18 protein-coding genes and 1 pseudogene are annotated in these 20646 nt (G+C 58.4%); 12 read left to right on the top strand and 7 right to left on the bottom strand.

Annotated features, from left to right (window positions below; translation table 11 throughout):
- The first annotated feature begins 119 nt into the window (after positions 1-119).
- Positions 120-272, top strand: coding sequence for a hypothetical protein (locus AC0L7L_RS07175; RefSeq protein ID WP_473513071.1), 153 nt, complete (start codon positions 120-122; stop codon positions 270-272).
- Between the two features lie 70 nt (positions 273-342).
- On the opposite strand, the gene AC0L7L_RS07170 is transcribed toward AC0L7L_RS07175, so the two are convergent.
- Together AC0L7L_RS07170 and AC0L7L_RS07165 are read right to left on the bottom strand one after the other, a co-directional pair.
- The gene (locus tag AC0L7L_RS07170; RefSeq protein WP_473513069.1) at positions 343-753 is read right to left on the bottom strand and encodes a helix-turn-helix transcriptional regulator; all 411 of its coding nucleotides are present in this window, start codon (positions 751-753) and stop codon (positions 343-345) included.
- Positions 680-1369, bottom strand: a complete 690-nt coding sequence (locus AC0L7L_RS07165) for an AraC family transcriptional regulator ligand-binding domain-containing protein (protein WP_473513067.1) — start codon at positions 1367-1369, stop codon at positions 680-682. Before AC0L7L_RS07165 ends, AC0L7L_RS07170 begins: the two co-directional genes overlap by 74 nt.
- A gap of 88 nt (positions 1370-1457) precedes the next feature.
- On the opposite strand from AC0L7L_RS07165, the gene AC0L7L_RS07160 reads away from it, so the two are divergent.
- From AC0L7L_RS07160 to AC0L7L_RS07110, 11 genes and pseudogenes are all read left to right on the top strand, one after another.
- Entirely contained in the window at positions 1458-1808 is a 351-nt protein-coding gene (locus AC0L7L_RS07160; RefSeq protein WP_473513064.1) for a helix-turn-helix transcriptional regulator, read from the top strand.
- Between the two features lie 103 nt (positions 1809-1911).
- The gene (locus tag AC0L7L_RS07155) at positions 1912-2106 is read left to right on the top strand and encodes a hypothetical protein (protein WP_272211129.1); all 195 of its coding nucleotides are present in this window, start codon (positions 1912-1914) and stop codon (positions 2104-2106) included.
- Between the two features lie 44 nt (positions 2107-2150).
- Entirely contained in the window at positions 2151-4523 is a 2373-nt protein-coding gene (locus tag AC0L7L_RS07150; RefSeq protein ID WP_272211128.1) for an arylsulfatase, read from the top strand.
- Positions 4524-4869: 346 nt separating this feature from the next.
- A pseudogene (locus tag AC0L7L_RS07145) lies at positions 4870-6484 on the top strand (DUF1254 domain-containing protein).
- Positions 6485-6724: 240 nt separating this feature from the next.
- Complete coding sequence (locus tag AC0L7L_RS07140) at positions 6725-7084, top strand: hypothetical protein (protein WP_272211126.1); 360 nt, start codon at positions 6725-6727, stop codon at positions 7082-7084.
- A complete protein-coding gene (locus tag AC0L7L_RS07135; RefSeq protein WP_473513061.1) occupies positions 7068-8231 on the top strand; it encodes a DUF1254 domain-containing protein in 1164 nt (387 codons plus the stop codon). The genes AC0L7L_RS07140 and AC0L7L_RS07135 overlap by 17 nt, the downstream gene beginning before the upstream one ends.
- Positions 8232-8406: 175 nt before the next feature.
- A complete protein-coding gene (locus AC0L7L_RS07130; protein ID WP_272211123.1) occupies positions 8407-8868 on the top strand; it encodes a hypothetical protein in 462 nt (153 codons plus the stop codon).
- An 86-nt stretch (positions 8869-8954) separates the two neighbouring features.
- Positions 8955-9206 carry a hypothetical protein gene (locus tag AC0L7L_RS07125; RefSeq protein ID WP_272211122.1) on the top strand — a complete coding sequence of 84 codons (252 nt, stop codon included), beginning with the start codon at positions 8955-8957 and terminating at the stop codon, positions 9204-9206.
- Positions 9207-9529: 323 nt separating this feature from the next.
- Positions 9530-10261, top strand: coding sequence for a porin family protein (locus AC0L7L_RS07120; RefSeq protein WP_272211121.1), 732 nt, complete (start codon positions 9530-9532; stop codon positions 10259-10261).
- An 84-nt stretch (positions 10262-10345) separates the two neighbouring features.
- Complete coding sequence (locus AC0L7L_RS07115) at positions 10346-10657, top strand: helix-turn-helix transcriptional regulator (protein WP_473513058.1); 312 nt, start codon at positions 10346-10348, stop codon at positions 10655-10657.
- 271 nt (positions 10658-10928) lie between these two features.
- On the top strand, positions 10929-12893 hold the full coding sequence (locus AC0L7L_RS07110; RefSeq protein ID WP_473513056.1) for a mechanosensitive ion channel family protein: 1965 nt from the start codon (positions 10929-10931) through the stop codon (positions 12891-12893).
- Between the two features lie 473 nt (positions 12894-13366).
- On the opposite strand, the gene AC0L7L_RS07105 is transcribed toward AC0L7L_RS07110, so the two are convergent.
- From AC0L7L_RS07105 to AC0L7L_RS07085, 5 genes are all read right to left on the bottom strand, one after another.
- A protein-coding gene (locus AC0L7L_RS07105) for an IS3 family transposase (protein ID WP_272209663.1) occupies positions 13367-14453 on the bottom strand; the annotation gives its coding sequence in 2 pieces (ribosomal slippage) (positions 13367-14198 and positions 14197-14453; 1089 coding nt in all).
- A 34-nt stretch (positions 14454-14487) separates the two neighbouring features.
- Positions 14488-14856, bottom strand: a complete 369-nt coding sequence (locus AC0L7L_RS07100; RefSeq protein ID WP_473513054.1) for a hypothetical protein — start codon at positions 14854-14856, stop codon at positions 14488-14490.
- A gap of 830 nt (positions 14857-15686) precedes the next feature.
- A complete protein-coding gene (locus AC0L7L_RS07095) occupies positions 15687-17396 on the bottom strand; it encodes an aldehyde dehydrogenase family protein (protein ID WP_473513052.1) in 1710 nt (569 codons plus the stop codon).
- Positions 17393-19015: a long-chain fatty acid--CoA ligase gene (locus AC0L7L_RS07090; RefSeq protein WP_473513050.1), complete on the bottom strand. Its 1623-nt coding sequence runs from the start codon at positions 19013-19015 to the stop codon at positions 17393-17395. Before AC0L7L_RS07090 ends, AC0L7L_RS07095 begins: the two co-directional genes overlap by 4 nt.
- Before the next feature lie 13 nt (positions 19016-19028).
- Positions 19029-20642 carry a GMC family oxidoreductase gene (locus AC0L7L_RS07085; protein ID WP_473513048.1) on the bottom strand — a complete coding sequence of 538 codons (1614 nt, stop codon included), beginning with the start codon at positions 20640-20642 and terminating at the stop codon, positions 19029-19031.
- Positions 20643-20646: the final 4 nt, after the last annotated feature.

The following is a 20646-nucleotide window of genomic DNA, read 5'->3' as shown; positions in this document are numbered from 1 at the left end:
TTCCCGGTCCGGGCGACTGCCTTCGCAGCGGAGGCGCCGCCCGCGCGCGAGGTTTTGGCTGATAGCCGCACCGCGGTGCGGCTGGCGTGGCGACGCTGGGTGCCGCGGGTGTGGAGGTGGTGCAGAGCATCCTCGCCGAGACCCAGACCGCGATCCTGCCGCTGGTGCCGCATCTTGATACGCTCCGCTGGGCGTTCATCGTCGTGGCACTCGGTGGCATCGCAGTGACGATCTACGCCCGCCTCGATGACTGGCGCCGGGGGCGACGGTGATCGCCACGCTCCTGACCGGGTTCGCCGGCATCCCGTGGATACGGGCGGCGTTGCGGCCGGATACTCTATCTTAGGCGTTCTCGGAAAGCGCCTTTCGGAAAACCGACGGGGACACCCCTGCATACCTGCGGAACGCCCGCGCGAAGTGCTGCTGATTTCCGTAGCCTGTGGCCAACGCGACCTCGGTGATCCTCGTCGACGGATCGCCGAGAAGTTCCCGCGCGAGGTCAAATCGCGCCTCTTGCACGACGTCTAGATAGGAGCGGCCGCTCTCGCTCAGCCGCCGCTGGAGGGTTCGCCCGCTCATCTGGAAAGCCTCTGCGATTTCCGGAAGCGCGGGGTATCCGTCGGCCAGATAGGGTCGGACGGCAACCCGGAGCGCCGCGGCGAAACTCCATCCCGTCGGATCATCTTCCGGAACGGCATCGGTCGGGGACTCTGTTCGTCTGGCCGGGGCCCCGCTGCCCGGCGGGTATGGCACGGCAAGCAAACTGCTGCTGACAAGGATGGACGTGCAAGGCTGGCCGACGAGGATGCGGGTGTTCGGGAACGCTTCCAGTATCACGGCGTCCGGGCGCTGGCGCGAAACGAAGGTCATCTCGTGCGGACACCAGCGAGGACCCGCCACGCTTCGGACAATCGAGATCATGCCCTGGAGGTCTACCCATTCGCCAATACTGATCAACGGATCTCGTCTCGAACCCCGCCTGGGTGCTGATCACCCGGATCCGGTCACCCTCGGGCTGAAGTCGGATCGACAGCACATTGTCCTCGAGCGCCGCGCAGCGAACGAATGTCTGGAGACGCTCGAAACCGGTGGGCGCGCCAAGGATCGCACGCCGAAATGGCCCGCTCAGGGTTGCCAGCGATCCGCGCCGTGCGGCGCGGAACCCAAATTCCATCAACTCCATATCGCTGCTGCAACCGGCCAGCCATTCAAGGCAAAGCGCATAGCTGACATAGGCGTCGGGGTCTTCCAGGGCCCAGGGTGGTAGACGGGAGCGGGCAAGCGCCCGTTCCACTGGCACGCCGATTTCTCGAAGCTCGTCGATGTAGACGAGCAGATGCGCCGCCCTGATGATTGCAATTTCGGTCACTTCGTCTTTCCGTTGGCGCAAGATGGGCGACTCGAACCGTCGATATCTGCCAAGCTGCGATTCTACATATCAGTTTAGCAGCATGGCCATGCGTGAAAAAGACGGTCTCATCGATCCCGCTCAAGTCCGGGCCTACGCTGCGGACCTCGCGCTGACAGGCCCGGTGACGGTCGAGCGGATTGCGGTCCACCTCGACACCAGTACCCGGACGCTCCAGCGACAACTGGCACAGCAGGGGATCAGCCTGCGTGCAATGGTGGTGGAGAGCCGGATGCAGATCGCCCGGGTGCTGCTCCGCATGACCGATCTTGACGTCCAGGAAATCTCGGTCCGCGCCGGTTATAGCACGCCCAGCAGCTTTGCCCGCGCCTTCGTCCGCTGGTCTGGATGCTCACCGCAGACCTTCCGGAAGACCGAAGAGCGAAGCGCTCAGGAATAAGCAGGCGTGGCGTGAAATGGGCGAACCGACTGTCCCTGCAAGTATACCATGGAGGCCAACCGGTGGCGCCGCTGCGTGCATCATCTGAAACAGGAGCCAAACGATGATCCGACTACCCCTCTTGAGTGGCCTCGCCATCGCCGCGGTCGCCACCGCTGGCTGGGCTGACATGCCCGCGTCGGCCGTCACCCCCGACGTGGTGCAGACGTCGCGCGGCACCTTCGAGTTCAAGGACGTCGTGCCCACCCAAGAAACCTCGCAGGCGCTCCGCGATCAGAACGACTTCACCTTCGCATAAACTACCTCCGTCCTAAGATCTGAAACAAACAAAAGGGTAAGTTCATGTTTAGACTTAAGAAGAGAAGCGGTTGGTTAGGCTTCGGCGCCGGCCTGCTGTTGGCGGCCCCGGCAGTCGCACAGGAAAGCCTTCCGTTCCCGCCGACGCCTTCAGGCAGCACAGCTGGCCCGACGCTGGCGGAGTCTACATACAATCGGCTGCCGGAGGTCTCCCATCTTCCCGATAATGCGCCGAACATCGTGATCATCATGCTGGACGACGTCGGCCCGGCCTTGCCGGAAACATTCGGCGGTGTAATTGCGACGCCAGCCATGGACCGGCTGGCGGCGGAAGGTATCGCCTATAGTCGTTTTCACAATGCCGCGATGTGCTCGCCCACCCGCGCTGCGCTTCTTACCGGGCGCAACCATCACCGGGTCGGCAACGGCCAGATCGCCGAGCTGGCCAATGACTGGGACGGATACACAGGCCAGATTCCGCGCACCTCGGCAACCGTCGCCAAGGTTCTGAGCGAATATGGCTACGCGACGTCAGCCTTTGGAAAGTGGCACAACACCCCCGCCAATGAAACCACCGCCGTGGGCCCCTACACAAACTGGCCGGTCGGCGCAGGTATCGGCTTTGACTATTTCTACGGTTTTCTCGCGGGAGAATCTTCTCAGTGGGAACCTGCCGTGGTCGAAAACACCGTTCGCAGCGATCCCTCGCATGGGGTAGAAGGATATCATTTTACCGAGGATATGACGGACAAGGCCGTATCCTGGATGAAGCAGGTTCATGCGCTGACCCCTGATCGGCCGTTCTTTGTCTATTGGGCACCGGGCGCGTCGCATGGCCCCCATCATATCTTCAAGGAGTGGGCGGATAAATACGCCGGAAAATTTGATGGCGGTTGGGATGCCATGCGCGAAACGATCTTTGCGCGCCAAAAGGAAATCGGATGGACCTCCGAGGATACCATTCTCACGCCACGGCCAGAGTCGCTCGCGGGCTGGGACGACATCCCGGAAGATGAACGGGCATTTCAACTGAGGCTCATGGAGGTTTTTGCCGGCTTCACCGAGCACGCCGATACGCAGGCGGCCCGGCTGCTCGACACGCTCGACGAACTTGGCGTTCGTGATAACACGCTGATTTTCTACGTTTGGGGCGACAATGGCTCCAGCGCCGAAGGACAGGGCGGGACGATCAGCGAACTTCTTGCGCAAAACGGGATCAGCACCGAGATCCAGGATCATATCACCGCGCTGGACGAACTGGGCGGTCTCGAAGTCCTGGGTTCGCCCAAGGTTGACAACATGTACCACGCCGGCTGGGCCTGGGCCGGTTCAACGCCATACCGCTCGACCAAGCTGGTCGCGGCGCATTTTGGCGGAACACGCACGCCGCTGGTGGTTTCCTGGCCGGATCAGATCACGCCGGACGATACGCCGCGCGCGCAGTTTCACCACGTCAACGATATCGTACCCACAATCTATGACGTTTTGGATATTGAGCCACCGCAAACGGTTGACGGAATCAGCCAGGATCCGATGGACGGTATCAGCCTGGCCTATACTTTCGATTCAAGTGCGGCCGAAGGCCAAAAACAGGGTCAGTATTTCGAGGTGATGGGAAGCCGTGCCTACTACCAGGACGAATGGATCGCTTCGGTCTTTGGCCCGCGCACGCCCTGGACGCCGGGGATCGATCCGGCCATTTTTGAATGGACGCCCGACAACGATACCTGGGAACTGCATGATCTTAGCAAAGACAGTTCACAGGCCAACAATCTTGCAGATGCTAACCCCGAAAAACTCGAAGAGCTGAAGCAGGCGTTCAATGTCGTAGCCGAGGACAACCAGGTCTGGCCGATCGGCGGCGGATTGTGGTCAGCCGTTTTCCACCCCGAAGATGCGCCATCCAATCCCGCGACAGAGTTCACCTACACACAGGAGGTGACTGGCGTTCCCGAATTCACCGCCCCTAAGGTCGGTGCGCGCAGCAACCTCGTCACCATCGAGGCAGAACTGACGCCGGAGTCTCAAGGTGTGCTCTATGCGCTCGGTGCCTTCTCTGGCGGCCTCGCGTTGTGGGTCGATGACGGCAAGCTGACATACGAATACAACCTGTTCGAGATCGAGCGGACGCGAATTGCAACCACGGAACCTCTGCCGACCGGGAAGGTGACGATCGAAGTCGAAACCCGGAAAACCAGCGACGAGCGTGCCGGCCCCCTTGATGTCACGATCCGGGTCAACGGCACCGAGATGGCGAAAGGTACGGTTCCCCGCTTGGCACCGCTTACGTTCACTGCAAACGATGCGTTCGATGTCGGACGGGACAGCTATTCACCGGTATCGCTGGCGTATTTCGATAAGAAACCGTTCGCTTTCAACGGCACGATTGATCAGCTGAAGGTCAATTATCTGGAGTAGCATCAGTTACTGACGAACACAGTTAGTCAAAACGTGACCCGGCGGCAAAGAGTATCGCCGGGCATAGTTCCGCAAAAGCAATGAGAGCTCACATGACAGACGCCGCAAGAGACGCACCTGGCCCCTTTCGCTTGCGAATGGGGTTGGGTTCGCCCAGTGGTTTTAGCCGCGCGTTTGCTTCCTGGGCCGGATGCTCACCCCAGTCCTTCCGGAAAGCCGCCACGCGAAGGGGGCACTCGTGAACAGAGGTGGCGCAAAATGGGCGGACTAGCAGTGCGTCGTGATTTAGCATTGCGTCGATCTTCGGGCGCTCCGGCGACCGTGAATCTGATGCAGGAGAAAAATAATGATTCGATTTGCCACTATTAGCATCATGGCGCTCGCAGCGACATTGGGTCCCGCGTGGGCCGACGTCTCGCAGGAGACCATAGACTCGCTGGCTGCGCCTGACAGCGTGGAGACCTCGATCGGCACGCTTGAGTTCAAGGACGGTGTCCCGACGACCGAAACCGCCAGTAAAGTATTCGACACGCTCGCCTTCACCAACGCGCTCAACGTCTACAACAACAGCTTCCGCGGCGCCTCGGCGCTGGGGCTAGTCAAGGGGTTCCAGGAGTTGGGCGCTGGCAGCGGCGACGTCGTCATCTTCGAGGAACTTCTGGATCTCGTCCGGGCTGTTCCTGACCGGCAACGCCGACACCGTATATTACCTCTCTTACCTGGATCTGTCAGATGGTCCCGTCGTGATCGACCAGCCGACCGACGGGCTCGGCACGATCAACGACATGTGGTTTTCCTGGGTCATCGACGTCGGCAGGCCGGGGCCCGACCGCGGGCTGGGCGGCAAGTACCTGATCGTCGGACCCGGCTATGACGGTCCACTGCCCGAGGACGGCTATTTCGTCGCGCATTCCAAAACCAACACCGTTCTCTACGCCGACCGCGCCTTCATCAAGGACGGCAACGACCCCAAGCCGACGGTCGAGAACATCAAGGCGAACATAAAGATCTATCCCTACGCGCCCGGCAGCTACGGGACATCCATCGCCGAAGCGCTGAAAGGCGAGGTCAAGCTCGCCGGCGAGCCGAAAATCCCCGAGATGAAGTTCATCAATGGCAGCGGGAAGCCGTTCAACACCATCCCGCCCAGCGATTACGGCTTCTTCGAGATGATCAACGAGAACGTCCAGACCGAGCCGGCGACGAGCTATGATCTCGAACTGGCCGGCCAGCTCTCCGCCATCGGCATCGTCAAGGGCAAGGACTTCGCCCCCGACGAGCGGATGAAGAAGATCCTGACCGACGCCGCCGCTGTCGGCCAGGGGGTCGGCCGTGCGCTGCAGTGGAACTTCGCCGACGCGCATCCCGAATGGGCCCGTTACGAGGACTCGCAATGGGCCTTGATGCTCTGGGAGGGCGGCGCGTTCTTCGAGACGCCGCCGCCTGCCTTCGAGGACGGCGTGTTCACGCCGCTGCCGCCCACCGGCGCGCGCACGCTCGACAGCCGCACGGCCTTCTACTACGCCTACACGCTCGACAGCCCGGCGATGATCATGAACATCCCCGGCGTCGGCTCGCAGTATGTGATCGCCTTCCGCGATGCCGACGGCGACCTCTTCGACGGGGCCAAGACCTACAAGGTGACGCTGCCCAAGGACATTCCGGCCGAATTGTTCTGGTCCTTCACGCTCTACGACAACCAGACCCGTTCGATGCTGCAGACGCCGCAGAAGTACCCGCGCGCCGGCAGCCAGAGCTACCCCTCGCCGGCCGCCGAGGCTGCCGAGGACGGCTCGACGACGGTCTATTTCAGCCCCGAACAGCCGGACGGCGTGGATCGCGGCAACTGGATCCAGACCGACCCGGAGAAGGGCTGGTTCAACATCCTGCGCCTCTACAGCCCCGAGCCGGCCTATTTCGACAAGTCATGGCGGCCGGGCGAGATCGAACTCGTGAAGTAAACCGACGGCGCGGCTGGGATGCAGGTGCGGATCGAGCAGCTCGCTGCCTCCGCGCATGTCAGCCGCGTCGTGATGCTAACCGCTTTGCGACGTTCGGTTGCGGGCAGAATACTGCGGCCCCCGGGATAGATCGTTTTTGGCCCAGACTGTCGCACGAACATGGAGAATCTACCGATGAAACTCACGAACAGATTGCTTTGCGGCGTTGCTGCAATGACACTCCGCACAAGGATAAACCCCATGAAATCTGCAATGCTCTGCGCAGTTGCAATTGCCGCGGCCGCCGTACCGGCAGTGGCCGAGCTTCCCAAGTTCCAAATGACCACAGAAATTCCGGAGTCGATCACCACGCCGGACAAGGTGGAGACTTCCATCGGCAACCTCGAGTTCTTCGACGGCGTGCCCTCGGAGCAGACGGTGCAAACTCTGTACGACAACCTGGATAGCATGCGCGGCGTGCAGACTTTTCTCGCCGGCTATCCGGCCGCCTCCGCGTATGCCCTGTACGATGGTCCAAAGGCGATAGGCGCCGACAGACCCAACAAAATCCAGATCTTTAAAGAGATGATGGATCTCGAAAACATTGCTACTGACGGGTAATACGTCGACTCTCTATGCGCTCACCACTCTGGATCTGAAGACAGACGGCCCCACCGTAATCGAATTGCCGCCGGGCATGCTCGGGATGCTCGACAGCGCCTGGTTCAAGTTTATCGATAACTTCGGTGTCGCCGGGCAGGATAAAGGCAAGGGCGGCAAATACCTTGTGCTCCCGCCTGGATACACCGGCACCGTGCCGGACGGCTACTTCGTGCTGGAAGCCCCCACCAACCGCAATTGGGTGTTTCTGCGCGGCTCCATCGCCAACGGTGTGGAACCGGCGGTCGAGAATATCGAAAAAAACCTCAAGGTCTACCCACTGGCCAAGGCCGACAATCCGCCCGCGACCGAATTTATTGACGCATCCGGCAAGGTTGCAAATTTCGTTCCCGCCAATGATTTCACCTTCTTCGAGCAGCTGAACGCTGTGGTCCAGTACGAACCCATCGAATCGCTGGATCCGGTGACCCGCGGCCTTTTCGCTTCGGTCGGCATCATCAAGGACCAGCCGTTCGAGCCAGACGCGCGTATGAAGAAACTGCTCACCGAAGCCGTCGCCATCGGCAACGCCACCGCCCGCGCCATCACCTTCTACCCCCGTAACCCGGGCAACTACATGTACGGCGAGGACAGCGGCTGGCTGATGGGTTATGCGGACAAGAACACCACATTTACCTACGACGGCGCCTACAATGTGGACGCCGCGACCTTGTTCCATTACAACGCCATCGGTGTAACCCCGGCGATGGCGGTCACCCGCCCCGGCGTTGGCTCCGACTACGGCCTTCTCAGTATCGACTCTGAAAAGCGCGCGCTGGATGGCTCCAAAACCTACCGCCTGACCCTGCCGCCCAATGTGCCGGTCAAGGACTTCTGGGCAGTGACCATCTACGACACCCAGACCCGCTCGCAGCTGCAGACCGATGAGCAGTTTCCCACCCTCGGCAGCCAGACGGAGGGCTTGCAGAAGAATGCCGACGGCTCCTACGACATCTACTTCGCGCCTGAGCCACCCAAGGGTAAAGAGGGCAACTGGCTACAGACGATCCCCGGCAAGAGCTGGTTGATATTGCTGCGCACGTACGGTCCGGAGCAGGCGTGGATTGATAAGACCTGGCGGCCGGGCGAGATCGAGCTCGTAGAGTGAGTCGAAGATACAAATAAGGTCGCACAGGTTCGGCGTAATGCTGACTGACAATTCCTGCTTCGCGGCCCTGCGCTCCATCCATTGACCGCGTCTTGGTGGTTGGTCTTATGACTTCTCCTGCATCGCCGAATAGAAACAATCTGCAAGCCAAAGACCAACCACCGGAGAAATTTCAATGCTGAAATATCATCTTGCCGCACTTGCATGTATCGCCTTTCCCACTCTAGCCCTCGCGCAAGACGGCGGAAACGATGGCGCCGATCTGGCCAAACAACTCTCCAACCCGATTGCAAACCTCATCAGCGTACCGCTCCAGTACAACTTCAACGATGGTTACGGCGATGGCTCCGGTAAGCAAAGCTACGTCAACATCCAGCCGGTGATCCCGTTTTCCATTAGCGCCGATTGGAACGTGATCTCCCGTACAATCATTCCGCTTGTAGATCAGGACAATCTCAGTCCGGGGTCGGGTTCGCAAAGCGGCGTCGGCAACATCTTGCAGAGCTTCTTCTTTTCCCCCAAGGCCCCCACCGCCGGGGGCTCATTTGGGGTGTCGGGCCCGTCATCCAAATTCCGACGGCCAGCGACGATGTTGCACCCGACCAATGGGGCGCAGGGATCACCGGGGTCGCCCTGAAGCAATCCGGCGCCTGGACGGTCGGCGCGCTCGCAAACAATGTCTGGTCGATCAGCGACAGCGAAGAGTTCGGGGATCAGTCTTCGATGTTCCTCCAGCCGTTCGTGTCCTACACGACGCCCAAGGCAACAAGCTTTTCAGTGAATACCGAAAGCAGCTATAACTGGGAAACAGAGGAGTGGGCAGTTCCCGTCAACCTTGTCGTGTCGCAGGTCGTGAAACTCGGCAAGCAACCCGTGCAACTTAGCCTCGGCGCAAGATATTGGCTGGATTCGCCCGACGGTGGACCGGAAGGCTGGGGTGCGCGCTTTCAGGTAACATTCTTGTTTCCGAAATGATCCAAAGGGCTGCACCGGGAGGTAGTATGAAACGATTTTTGACCCCTGGTCTGCCGGCCGGAGGTGACCGGTTTGGAAGGTCCGCATTCGCTGACATGAACCCTGTTGTGCACGAGGTATGAGATATTATGGCTTTCAAAGAACGATACAAACGCCAACAAGGATAAACCGATGACAAGGAGAATTATTTCAGCCGTATTCATTGCTGCGCTTCCAACGGTAGGTCATGCCGAGCGGTGGGAGGAGGCAGTTTCTCTTTATGGTTGGTTGCCTGGAATGGATACATCCATCGCAACAGACTTTGGCGACGTCGGGAGATTAACATGAGTGCCTGGAATAGTATTACGATCTGCGGCCTCCTCCTCGCATCCATGTGTGCACCTGTCGCCGCCCAAAGCGATGAATGGATTTTCGACGGCTCGTTATATCTGTTCGCGGCCGAAACGGATGCAACGGTTGGCGACGTAAAGGGGACGCTGTCCTTCTCGGATGCTCTGGACAACCTGGATTTCGCCGGCATGGCGTCTTTGAAAGCGACCAACAATCAATGGACCTTCATCGGCGACCTGATGTATTTTAATCTTGGGTTTGAAAATGATCGATCTGGACCTTTGATATCCGGAATCGATACCGATCAAAAGAACACGATTTTTTCCGGTTACGCGCTTTATCGTGTCTACGAGACACCAAATGCGATTATCGATTTGGGCGGCGGATTCAGGTATTTCAGCAATGAGACCACTATTACAGTAAGGAGTGATCTTTTTCCAACCCGTCAGGTTGGCACTGACGATGATTGGACGGACCCACTGATCGCCGCACAAGTAAGCTTCAATTTGTCGGATAAGTGGAGCTCAATGCTGGGCGTGGATTACGGGAGCTTTGTCGATGACCGAGAGACCTACAGCGCGACCCTGACGTTCGGCTATGCGTTCAGCGATAACTGGTTCGGGCGTCTAGGCTACAGATACATCAGCGTCGAAAACAAAGATGATGATGTTGACTTTCGGTTTGAGCAGTCTGGCCCAATTTTGGGCGTTACATACCGGTTCTAAGTTCTAGCAACTGTGTTAGTCAGGAGGGCTGAAGCTGCCAAGGGGTGCCGGTTTTGATGAGGGCGCTGTTCCTGCCGTCACGGTTTGAAGGCGGGTTTGCGCGACAGCGAGCTCCGGATCTGTGTTGCTCCGTTGGGCCCCAGGCCGCTCCAGCGGTTGCTTATGGAACAGGGGACGAGCTTCTCCCAGCTGCTCGAACGGGACAGGCGGCAAAAAGCGGTTCAGCTTCTGGTAAAGGAGGATCTTACCATGTCCGAGATCGCACGGATGCTCGGCTACAGCGACCCCAGCAACTTCGGACGTGCAGTCCGGAAGTTGACAGGACAGTCCCCGAAGCAGTTGCGCGTACGCCTTCTGCGCGAATGCCGACAGGGCATACCGAACCGACGATCCTGACGTCCCAAGCGGGCCGTGTTCGGCCGCAGGGGGTCGGATATTCTGGCTTGTCGTCTGTCGGAGACACCGCCTGCAGCTTGGTTTGATCCGTCGCGCTCAAGGCTTTCTCGCGTGATCCGGGACGTTGGCGCGATATGACCAAAACCAGAGGGTATGTTCCGCCAGTTGATCACCGCAGGGACCGGCTCCGTCGTTTCGGATGTTGGACATCAAACGCCTTCACAGCGAATGATGGGTCCAAGCAACGAGCGTATGGCGTAAGGAAGAAGACATGACATTTTTCAGATTTCTGCTCGTGGCTTCGGTCTCACTGCTCTGTGCTTCTCAGGTCACAGCACAGGAGGCGACCGAGGGAAGTGTCGTCAGTGAGCTGGATTCGATGCTTGAGAGGGTCGAAACCGCCGAGATCACCCTGATCCGGACAGAAAGCCCGCGCAATACTCTTCAGTCTCTGTACCAGTTGCGCCATGACCTCGAAATCTCTCTGGGCGCATACTGGCAGCAGCAGAACACATCGAACGCGGCTCGGATCGCCTTTGTGATGGGGCAGATCAGGGCCCTGATCGATCTGTCCCAATTACCCTTGGCCTCAAATCGCGAGGTCGGATCGCAGACCGGCTTGTTCCTTCTCGATATCCTCGGGCGGATCAAACCTATCGACGCGGCGGACCTGCCCGGGCCTGACGACCTCGATGACCAATCCACCGCCGGGTTTCGTTTGCCCGGCACACCCCTGCGCATCGTTGAAGTGGCGGAAGGTGACCGCGCCGGCGAGTACCTGTTTTCTGCGGATACGGTCCACGGCGCGCCCAGATTTTTCGCGGGCTTGGCAACGCTTCCGCTTCGGTCATCTCTTGCCATAAAGTCCTGGGACGACACGGGACGCCAGCTTGCCGGTCCATGGATCCCGACCTCCTGGATCGCGAAGCTGCCGGACTCTCTGAAACGCACGCTTCTCGACACTCCGGTCTGGAAGATTCTCCTCGTTATCCTGTTTTTCGTCGCAACAGGCGTCGCTCTGCGCGTCTGGCATCGAATTCTGGTCGATTGGCTGACAGACGATCCGGTCAAAATTGTCCGTTTCAGGATCCTGAGTCCGATCGCCATCATGCTCGCAGTGCTCTGGCTTCAACACGTGTTCTCGTTTCAGGTGAACACCGCCGGACGGTTCTTCGAGCTGACCGAATCCTGCCTCGTGGCGGTCTTTTACGGCGCCGCCACATGGGCCGTCTGGGCCATGTGCAGAGCATTCTTTGACACCATCATCGTTGACCCCAGGCTTGCAAACCAAAGTCTCGACGACAGTTTTGTCCGGTTGGTGGGACGGATCATCGGCGTTATCGGCGGCGTCCTGATCCTTGGGTACGGGGCATATGAATTGGGCGTGCCCGTTCTCAGCATGATCGCAGGCTTCGGGATCGGCGGCATTGCCGTGGCTCTTGCGGTCAGGCCGACGCTGGAGAACCTGATCGGCGGGTTCATCCTGTTCCTGGATAAACCGGTCCGGGTTGGCGATTACTGCACGTTTGGCGATCAGAGTGGAACCGTCGAAGCCATTGGCGTGCGCTCGACCCAGCTGCGTGCGATGGATCGTACACAGATTTCCATTCCGAATGCGCAATTCGCCGACATGCAGATCGTCAACTGGGCCAGATGCGACACGATGTTGATCCGGGAAACTCTGGGGCTGCGCTTCGAGACGGATGCGGAGCAGATGCGCCATGTTCTCGCGAAAATCCGTGAAATGTTGCATTCGCATCCGCGGATCGAGGCCGAAACGATCCGTGTCCGGTTCGTTGGGTATGGGGACTCGTCCAAAAACGTTGATCTGCGCATCTATGCCATGACACGGGAGTGGAACGATTTCTACTCCATCAGAGAGGACGTTCTCCTGCGGATCGATGACATCGTGGAAGCGTCCGGTACGGGCTTCGCTTTTCCGTCTCAGACGCTCTACTGGAGTCGCGATCCCGGCCTGGATGCCGAACGCACGGAACATGCGCATCAGGAAGTCGCAACCTGGCGGCGACAGCGGCAACTGCCGTTTCCACGCTTTTCCAGCACAGCGCTTGAAGGTCTTTCCGGAAAACTGAAATACCCGCCACCAGGTTCACCGGATTATTTCGCGACCAATGAGGAACTGGCGGAAGGTGGCGAAACGCTTTCAGCGGATCAGCCGCAAGAACCGGATTCAGAAAGAAATCCGGATGAGAAACCTGGAAAATCCGGCGATTGAAATTGTGGCACGTAAGCTCCTGGCAAATTTGCTCCGCCGGTAGGGGACAGGTGGATCGAAGCCTTCAAGTTGGCGTTTGCAGCAAGCGGGTTTTCAAACCACAGGTCGTTATAGTAAATTCAATGGCTTAGGGGGCAGAGAAGGTTGGACGTCAGGCCCACCTCCTCCGCCACTTCGGTATAAAACCGGGAACGCCGATTCCCGCCGATTTCCCTCCCTTAGGCCGTAGACTCGTAACGCTTTAGCCATAATCGCACAGAGAAGAGTGAAGTGGTTCGGGAAATCTGCACAGGCGGTATAAGTGGTTTTCGGCTCTGGAATTCGGCATCATGCCGTCAACAGGAGCCCGTATGACAAGAAGACCCCGCCGTAATCATAGCCCCGCTTTCAAAGCGAAAGTCGCCCTGGCAGCGATCAAGGGCGAGAAGACCATGGGTAATCCTCCCCTTTTTAACGGGGCTTTTTGGTAGAATTCACGCAGCCATTTTCAGTTTCTGTGCGGGTGTCATTCCGCCGATGCCCATATTGGGTCGCTCGTTGTTATAGCTCCATAACCATTGTGTGGCGAACGCCTGCGCCTCTTCGATACTCTCGATGATGTATTGGTCAAGCCATTCGTGTCGTACTGTCCGGTTGTAGCGTTCGACATAAGCGTTCTGCTGCGGCTTTCCAGGCTGGATGTAATTCAGCGCAATGCCCTGATTTTCAGCCCAGTCCATAAGCCTTCCACTGACATATTCCGGGCCATTGTCAACACGTATTGCCAGCGGTTTGCCGCGCCACTCAATGATCTGGTTCAGGCTACGGATGACACGCTCCGCAGGTAGAGAGAAATCGACCTCAATGCCAAGCCCCTCACGGTTAAAGTCATCCAGAACATTCAAAAGCCGAAACTGCCGGCCATCGGCCAGCCGATCCGCCATAAAGTCCATGGACCAGACCGCGTTCGGCGTTGTCGGGACATTGAGTGTATCCGGTTTTTCCCGTTTCAGCCGCCGGCGTGGCTTGATCCTGAGGTTCAGCTCAAGCGCGCGGTAGATGCGATAAACACGCTTATGATTCCAGCGCCGTCCCTGTACGTTCCGCAGATAGAGAAAACAAAGGCCAAAGCCCCAGTTCTTCTTTGCCTGCGTCAAGCCGGTCAGAAGATCGGCGATCTGTTCATTCTCATCATTGCGTTTGCCTTTGTATCGGTAGCAAGTTTCGCTGACACCGAACGTTCGGCAGGCAAGTGCTATGCTCACCCCACGTATCGCCACGGCTTGCGCGGCCACCTCCCGGCGTAGAGATGGCCGCGTCATTTTTTCCCAAAGCCTCTTTCAGCAGTTCGGTTTGCATGCTCATCTCCGCATACATCTTTTTCAGACGGCGGTTCTCGTCTTCCAGCGCTTTCATCTGGCTGATCATCGACGCATCCATGCCGCCATATTTGGCCCGCCATTTATAAAAACTCGCTGAACTCATCCCGTGCTCCCGGCAAAGTTCAGGCACAGGAACGCCACCTTCTGCCTGACGCAGAATGCCAATAATCTGTGCTTCGCTAAATCTCGTCTTTTTCATCAAAATCTCCTCAGTCATAAAACCCGAGAAAATTCTACTTTTGAAGCCCATTATTTTTCGGGGGGATTACCTCATCAGCGCGCGCTTCGCTTTCGATCTCGACCACTTGCACGCCGGTATTCAGCATTTCGATCGCCTTGCGGTCCTCGGCCCGCAGATGCATGATGCCGGACACCTTTTCCCGCCCCTTGATGATCCGTACTGCCCATCGCCTGATCCGTGCCCGGTCGCGACTTGTCACAATGTCTCTCGAGCGATGCCAGTCGTCCTCTTCGGAGATTTCTTCGACAGAATGCTTGTCCTCGCGCAGCTTGCGCAGGTGGTTTTCAAATCGGTATTCAAGATCGGTTTCGCTGTCGCCGACCGGGAACAGCTTCGCCTCGACAAAGGGGATACGCGTCATACTACAATGTCCGGATACAGAAAAAGAAGGGACGAGACCGCCTGATCAGGCGATCTTCGGATGCCATCGGTAGAGAGCCCGACCTTGAAGCCCCAAATGTCCACTGACGCCATTCTTCCCTCCTGATTTCAAAGGCAGGGAGAAATTACCATCTGGCGATTTGGCTTCGATAGTCCAATTCTCAGGGGCAATTGCAACGCTTACGTCTCTCGGGTTCCCCCATCGCCTCCGGATCTGAATCTCTGGTTCAAACAGCGGATTTGCTATGGGTTCAGCGATTTCTTTACGAGTATGGTGTCAGGTTGCGGTTTGTGGCTCACCAGACACGAGATGGCGACCTGACGAGGCATTTTTCGCCCTCGTATCGATTTATGATGGCGGCTCGCGTACCGATTCAGCGCGGCTCGGCAGCGTTACTGTTCAGACCCCGCGCATCTGAGCAGTACGCATCAATGTTCGCGGTGCCGACGGCCGTATCAATCGATCAAGGCGGGATGGCACATGTTCAACGACCTCGTTGTACCCGAAAACATCACCATGCTGCCGCAGCCGCCCAAATTGGCCACGGCAATGGGGGCAAGGGGTCTAGTCAGCGACGGTTGGTATCGGCCATAGCCTTCCACCACCGACGTGACGAAACGGACAAACCTGCACGTTTGCAGTCACTTTCGCGTCGGAATGCAATAACCATCTGCTCAGGATAATCTCCCCTACCGCACCCACACGAGTCGTGAACGACAACAGCATTCCGCTCGCCAGACTGCCGCGCAACCAGCCAACTTCTGCTCCTCCCGTTATACGCTGACTTCGCACCAGTTGCTTCAAGCGGATCACCCGCGCAGAGCATTCAGCAAAATTCCGGGCAGCTTGCCCCATGCCGGTTTGTACTCAAACCCGGTCAGCAGCTTGCCCAGCTTGTCTGCCTTTTTGTTGGTTATGAACCATGGCGGTTTGGGCAATAGCGTGAACTGCCCGGACAACAGACTGCGCGGGAAAGGCTGCCATGGTGCCTGAACCACGACACGTTCGGAGGCCTCGAACATAAAGGAATTGTGTACCGATCCGATCCCGCTTTGCACATCTTCAGGAGTATGGCCGGGAAAAGCGCCCCAGGGACATGGCGGCAGCAGAAATGCCAGCCCGGTCCAGGCATTGATGGCAATCGTGCCATAATGCAGATCAGAGATCAGGGCTTCAAACCGGTCCTTGCCGATGTCGCGGATGGTCTTGGGGTGGACCAGGATATTCGCGCCCAGCGTGCCGTGCAATGTGTCATTGGCATAGGCAATTGCCGCGCGCAGATAGCTCTCGGCACCGTCGCCAGCAACCTCATGGGTGCTGAGAGCCGGGGCAAACACTTCGGTTGTGGTAAACATCGGATCGTCATCGGCCCGCGTGACAACACAATCGGGACCGACAGGCCGCGCGATCCTTTCGGGCACTTCGCCCCTTGCGGCAAATTCCGACAGGCGGCCTTCGGCACCGGGGTAATAGGCGGGACGGGCCGATGCTGCTATGGCAGCGGTCACGGCCTTCATCAGGTCGTCCTTGAGACGCCAGGTTGTCGGCAGAATCAACACCTGGCAGGCCACACAGTTGAAACCGCTATTGTGCATTTTTTGCGTGGCAATATGTTCGGCCTGAAAAGCGATATCAGCCGGCGACCATGGCCCCGGCACAATGATGGTTGGGCAAACGGCGCCCAGCTCCGAGGTAAAGCGGCGGGTGTTTTTGGGCGTTCCAGCCTTTTTGTTGGCGGTTCCCTCTTCGCCCGTCCCCCAAACGATTGCATCATGGGTCGAGCCGGAGCCTGTGATGTGCAACTCGCTGACTAGCGAGTGACCTGTCAGATAGGCCCCTTCGGCTCCGCCACCCTTGACGATCCGCAATGCGTTGCGATCAATCAACGTTTTCAGCGCGGTCCTGAGGACCGTGATCAGGTAATCGTTCACAGGGTTCAGCTTGAGCAGGACAACCTGATTTTCCAGGAACAGTTTCTGAAAACAATCCAGCGGAGCGATGGACGCAATATTACCTGCGCCCAGAACCAGAGCCACCTTGCCCTTTCGCTCCTGCGGCGGCAGGTCATAGGCATTGGCGGTATACGCAGCCAGATTCTCCGCCATGACATGCGGCTGCATCCAGACCTCTGCCTTGACACCCGACAGCAAAAGCCGATCCCAGACGCTGTGGGGGGTGACCTTCACAGCAAGCTGACCGCTGATAGTCTGGCGTTTCGGCAGGTCGTCCAGAAACGCCTTGCCTTCCATCGCGGCCAGCGTCTGCATCAATCCGTTGCACGCCCCCATAACCGCATACGGGCCGGAGACCCATTCTTCACCGGTAAGGGGCGAACCGGTGGGGATTTGTTTTGCCTGCGCCGCCGCCTCGACCCAGGCCAAGGCCACCGGTAAAAGCGCCTCCTTGATTGCCTGCAGAATGGCGATCCGGTCCGGAATCGACGTGCGCGCCCAATCATCCTTGGATGCATCAAGCGTTTTCAGATCCTGATCCAATTCGGCAAAATCGGTCACGTTCATGAGCACATCGTTCCTTCTATCAGGACATTGCCGTAGTTCTTGCGCAGGCTTGTCTTGAGCATTTTGCCGGCGCCGTTCACAGGAATCTTGTCAACAAAAATCACAGCATCAGGGATCTGCCATGACACGACCTTGCCGCGAAAATATGCAATGAGGTCCGACTCATCGAGCTCGGCGCCCTCGGCACGAACAGCGACGATGACCGGACGCTCGCCCCATTTTTCGTGTCGTGCGGCAATGGCGGCGGCCAGAACGATACAGGGATGGGAAACGGCGATATTCTCCAGTGCAACGGAGGAAATCCACTCGCCGCCGGACTTGATCAGGTCCTTGGAGCGATCGCGAATGGTCATGAACCCATCGGCATCAAGGCTGGCGATATCGCCGGTATCAAACCAGCCATCGTCGGTCAGGGCGTTCTGATCCTCTCCGAAATAGGTATCGACCACCCAATGCCCACGTATGTGCAACTCGCCCTGCGCAACACCATCTCGGGGCTGTTCCGCCCCCTCTTCGCCGACAATCCGCAAATCCACGCCGAAAGGCGGACGACCCTGAGTGCAACGCAAAGCAACAATTTCGGCGCTAGATAGTTCGTCATGCCTGGCTTTTGGCTGATTGATGCTACCCAGCGGAGACGTTTCCGTCATACCCCACGCATGAATTGTGTCGCAATTGTAGACCTCGCGAAATGTATCGATCATTGCAGGCGGGCAGGCCGCGCCCCCCACCACATTGCGTGTCAGAGAAGGCAGCTTCGTCCCGTTTTTATCGGCAGCAGCGAGCAGCCCCTGCCAGATCGTCGGCACACCGAGCGCAACCGTGACCTTGTAGCCGTCGATCAACTCAATCAGGCTGTCGCCATCAAGGCCCGGACCAGGCAGAACCAGTGTTGCCCCTGTCATCGCTGTTGCATAGGGCATGCCCCAGGCATTGACATGGAACATCGGCACCACCGGCAATACGATCTCGCGCGCCGACAGTCCAACCGAATCCGGCAGGCAAATGGAAAACGCATGCAGCATAGTCGAGCGGTGGGAGTACAACACACCCTTCGGGTGTCCCGTGGTACCGGAAGTATAGCACAGCGAAGACGGCAGATGCTCGTCCAGCACAGGCCAGGTGTAATCGTCACCCTGTCCGGCGACCATCTCATCAAGGAACAGAACATCAGGCAAGGCGGACAGTACCTCGTCGTCAAAAGCGCCGAGACAGACCAAATGGTCCACCGCAATCAGGCTGTCCTTCACCCCGGTGACCAGCGGCAGAAATGTCTTGTCGAAGATCAAAATCCTGTCCGACGCATCATTGATCACAAACACCAGTTGCTCCGGGGACAGACGCGGATTGATCGTATGACAAACCAACCCGCTTCCAGAGGTGGCGAACCAAGTCTGCAAATGGCGATGATTGTTCCAGGCAATCGTTGCCACCCGGTCGCCCTGAACCAGACCGAGCGCGGCAAGGGCACTGGCCTGCCGGCGTGCGTCCCGTTCCAACGTAGACCAGTCCGTTTGGGTGATTTCGCCTGATGTTTCGCGCGATATAACGGCAGTGCTGCCGTGATATTTCGCGGCGTGAACGATCAGGTCGCTGACAATCAGCGGACGTTCCATCATTTTCCCGAACACCTTAGTCCCTCCCCCTCTGATATGCGGTCCGGATCAAATCCGCGGCCTTTTCGGCAATCATGATTGTTGGTGCATTGGTGTTGCCCGTAACCAGCGTCGGCATGATCGACGCATCGACAACCCGCAGGCCGTCTATCCCGTGGACCCGCAATTCGGCATCGACCACAGAGAGAGGGTCCTCCTTCCCGCCCATGCGGCACGTTCCAACCGGGTGATATTGCGTGTCGGCCCGGTTGCGAATGTCCTGCTCCAATGTCGCACGGTCACCCAGCATATCCACATAAAGCGGCTTGCCACGCACGCGAGATAGCGCTTCATCCATCAAAATGGACCGCATTTTCTCCGCCCCCTTCAGCATGACATCCATGTCATCGGGGTGGCCGAAGAAGTTCAGATCGATCGTCAGCGACCGGGCCGGGTCGGCGCTCTGCAAAGCCACATACCCGCGGCTTTTGGGGCGGGCCACCGTGACGTGACAGCTGAAGCCATGACCAAGATGGAGTTTCCGGTTGTGGTCATCGACAATGCCAATCACAAAGATGAGCTGCAGATCGGGCGCTTCCACATCAGGGGAAGACCGGAAAAATGCCCCGGATTCAGCGATGCTGGTGGTCACGATCCCGCGACGGTAGCGCGCCCATTGAGCAATACCTTTCATCACCCGCATTCCGCCGCGCAGGCTAAAGCCCAGCGTTTCGGATTTCGCAGGCGCACGGAAGGTCATCACATAGTCGATGTGATCCTGAAGGTTCTGGCCCACACCCGGCAATTCGTGCAGCGGGGTAACGCCGTGCCGGCGCAGTTCCTCCCCCCGCCCGATCCCCGACAGCATCAGGATTTGCGGACTGCCGAAGGTCCCTCCAGACAGGATCACCTCGCGCCGGGCCTTGATCTCATACCGTGTGCCGTTCTTCAGATAGGCAACACCTGTGGCGCGCTTGCCCTCCAGCACCACCCGTTCGGTCCTTGCCTGCGTGATAACGTTCAGGTTCGTGCGTGACAGGTTTGGCGTCAGATAGGCTGTAGCGGCGGAGCAGCGTTCACCATTCCTGATCGTGCGTTGCAAGATATGCGCGCCATATTGATCGGCGCCGTTATAATCATGATTTACCGGAAGTTGCTGGTGCGTACAGGCTTCGAGAAACATGTCGTTCAGATTGCTGGGATCCGTCGGCGTGCTGACGCCCAGCGGGCCGTCCTTCCCGTGATATTCGTTCGCGAAATGACTGTTCCCTTCGGAGCGGATGAAATAGGGCAAAACCTCTTCATAGCCCCAGCCCGGATTGCCCAGGCTACGCCAGTGGTCGTAATCCTGACGGTTGCCGCGCACATAAAGCATCGCGTTGATCGAGCTGGAACCGCCAAGTCCGCGGCCGCGCGGCTGATAACCGCGCCGCCCGTTCAGTCCCTTTTGCGGGACAGACTTGTATTGATAGTTGTGGATCGGCGTGCCGATCAACACCGCCATACCCAGCGGAGCGTGAATCAGGACGGATTTGTCCTTTCTTCCAGCCTCCAGGAGACAGACCGAAACTGACGGATCTTCGCTGAGCCGCCCGGCAAGGGTGGCACCGGCGGAACCGCCGCCAACGATGATGTAATCAAACTCACGCATTGTC

Source organism: Martelella sp. K41-7 (genome assembly GCF_055808365.1).
The sequence above is the reverse complement of the archived record's forward strand: the minus strand, read 5'-3'. Positions and strand labels throughout refer to the sequence as shown.

Coding starts and splice junctions, on each gene's coding strand:
- AC0L7L_RS07160 (WP_473513064.1), top strand. CDS start 1,458: ATGCGTGAAAAAGACGGTCTCATCGATCCCGCTCAAGTCCGGGCCTAC.
- AC0L7L_RS07155 (WP_272211129.1), top strand. CDS start 1,912: ATGATCCGACTACCCCTCTTGAGTGGCCTCGCCATCGCCGCGGTCGCC.
- AC0L7L_RS07150 (WP_272211128.1), top strand. CDS start 2,151: ATGTTTAGACTTAAGAAGAGAAGCGGTTGGTTAGGCTTCGGCGCCGGC.
- AC0L7L_RS07140 (WP_272211126.1), top strand. CDS start 6,725: ATGAAATCTGCAATGCTCTGCGCAGTTGCAATTGCCGCGGCCGCCGTA.
- AC0L7L_RS07130 (WP_272211123.1), top strand. CDS start 8,407: ATGCTGAAATATCATCTTGCCGCACTTGCATGTATCGCCTTTCCCACT.
- AC0L7L_RS07125 (WP_272211122.1), top strand. CDS start 8,955: ATGTTCCTCCAGCCGTTCGTGTCCTACACGACGCCCAAGGCAACAAGC.
- AC0L7L_RS07120 (WP_272211121.1), top strand. CDS start 9,530: ATGAGTGCCTGGAATAGTATTACGATCTGCGGCCTCCTCCTCGCATCC.
- AC0L7L_RS07110 (WP_473513056.1), top strand. CDS start 10,929: ATGACATTTTTCAGATTTCTGCTCGTGGCTTCGGTCTCACTGCTCTGT.
- AC0L7L_RS07100 (WP_473513054.1), bottom strand. CDS start 14,856: ATGACGCGTATCCCCTTTGTCGAGGCGAAGCTGTTCCCGGTCGGCGAC.
- AC0L7L_RS07095 (WP_473513052.1), bottom strand. CDS start 17,396: ATGAACGTGACCGATTTTGCCGAATTGGATCAGGATCTGAAAACGCTT.
- AC0L7L_RS07090 (WP_473513050.1), bottom strand. CDS start 19,015: ATGATGGAACGTCCGCTGATTGTCAGCGACCTGATCGTTCACGCCGCG.
- AC0L7L_RS07085 (WP_473513048.1), bottom strand. CDS start 20,642: ATGCGTGAGTTTGATTACATCATCGTTGGCGGCGGTTCCGCCGGTGCC.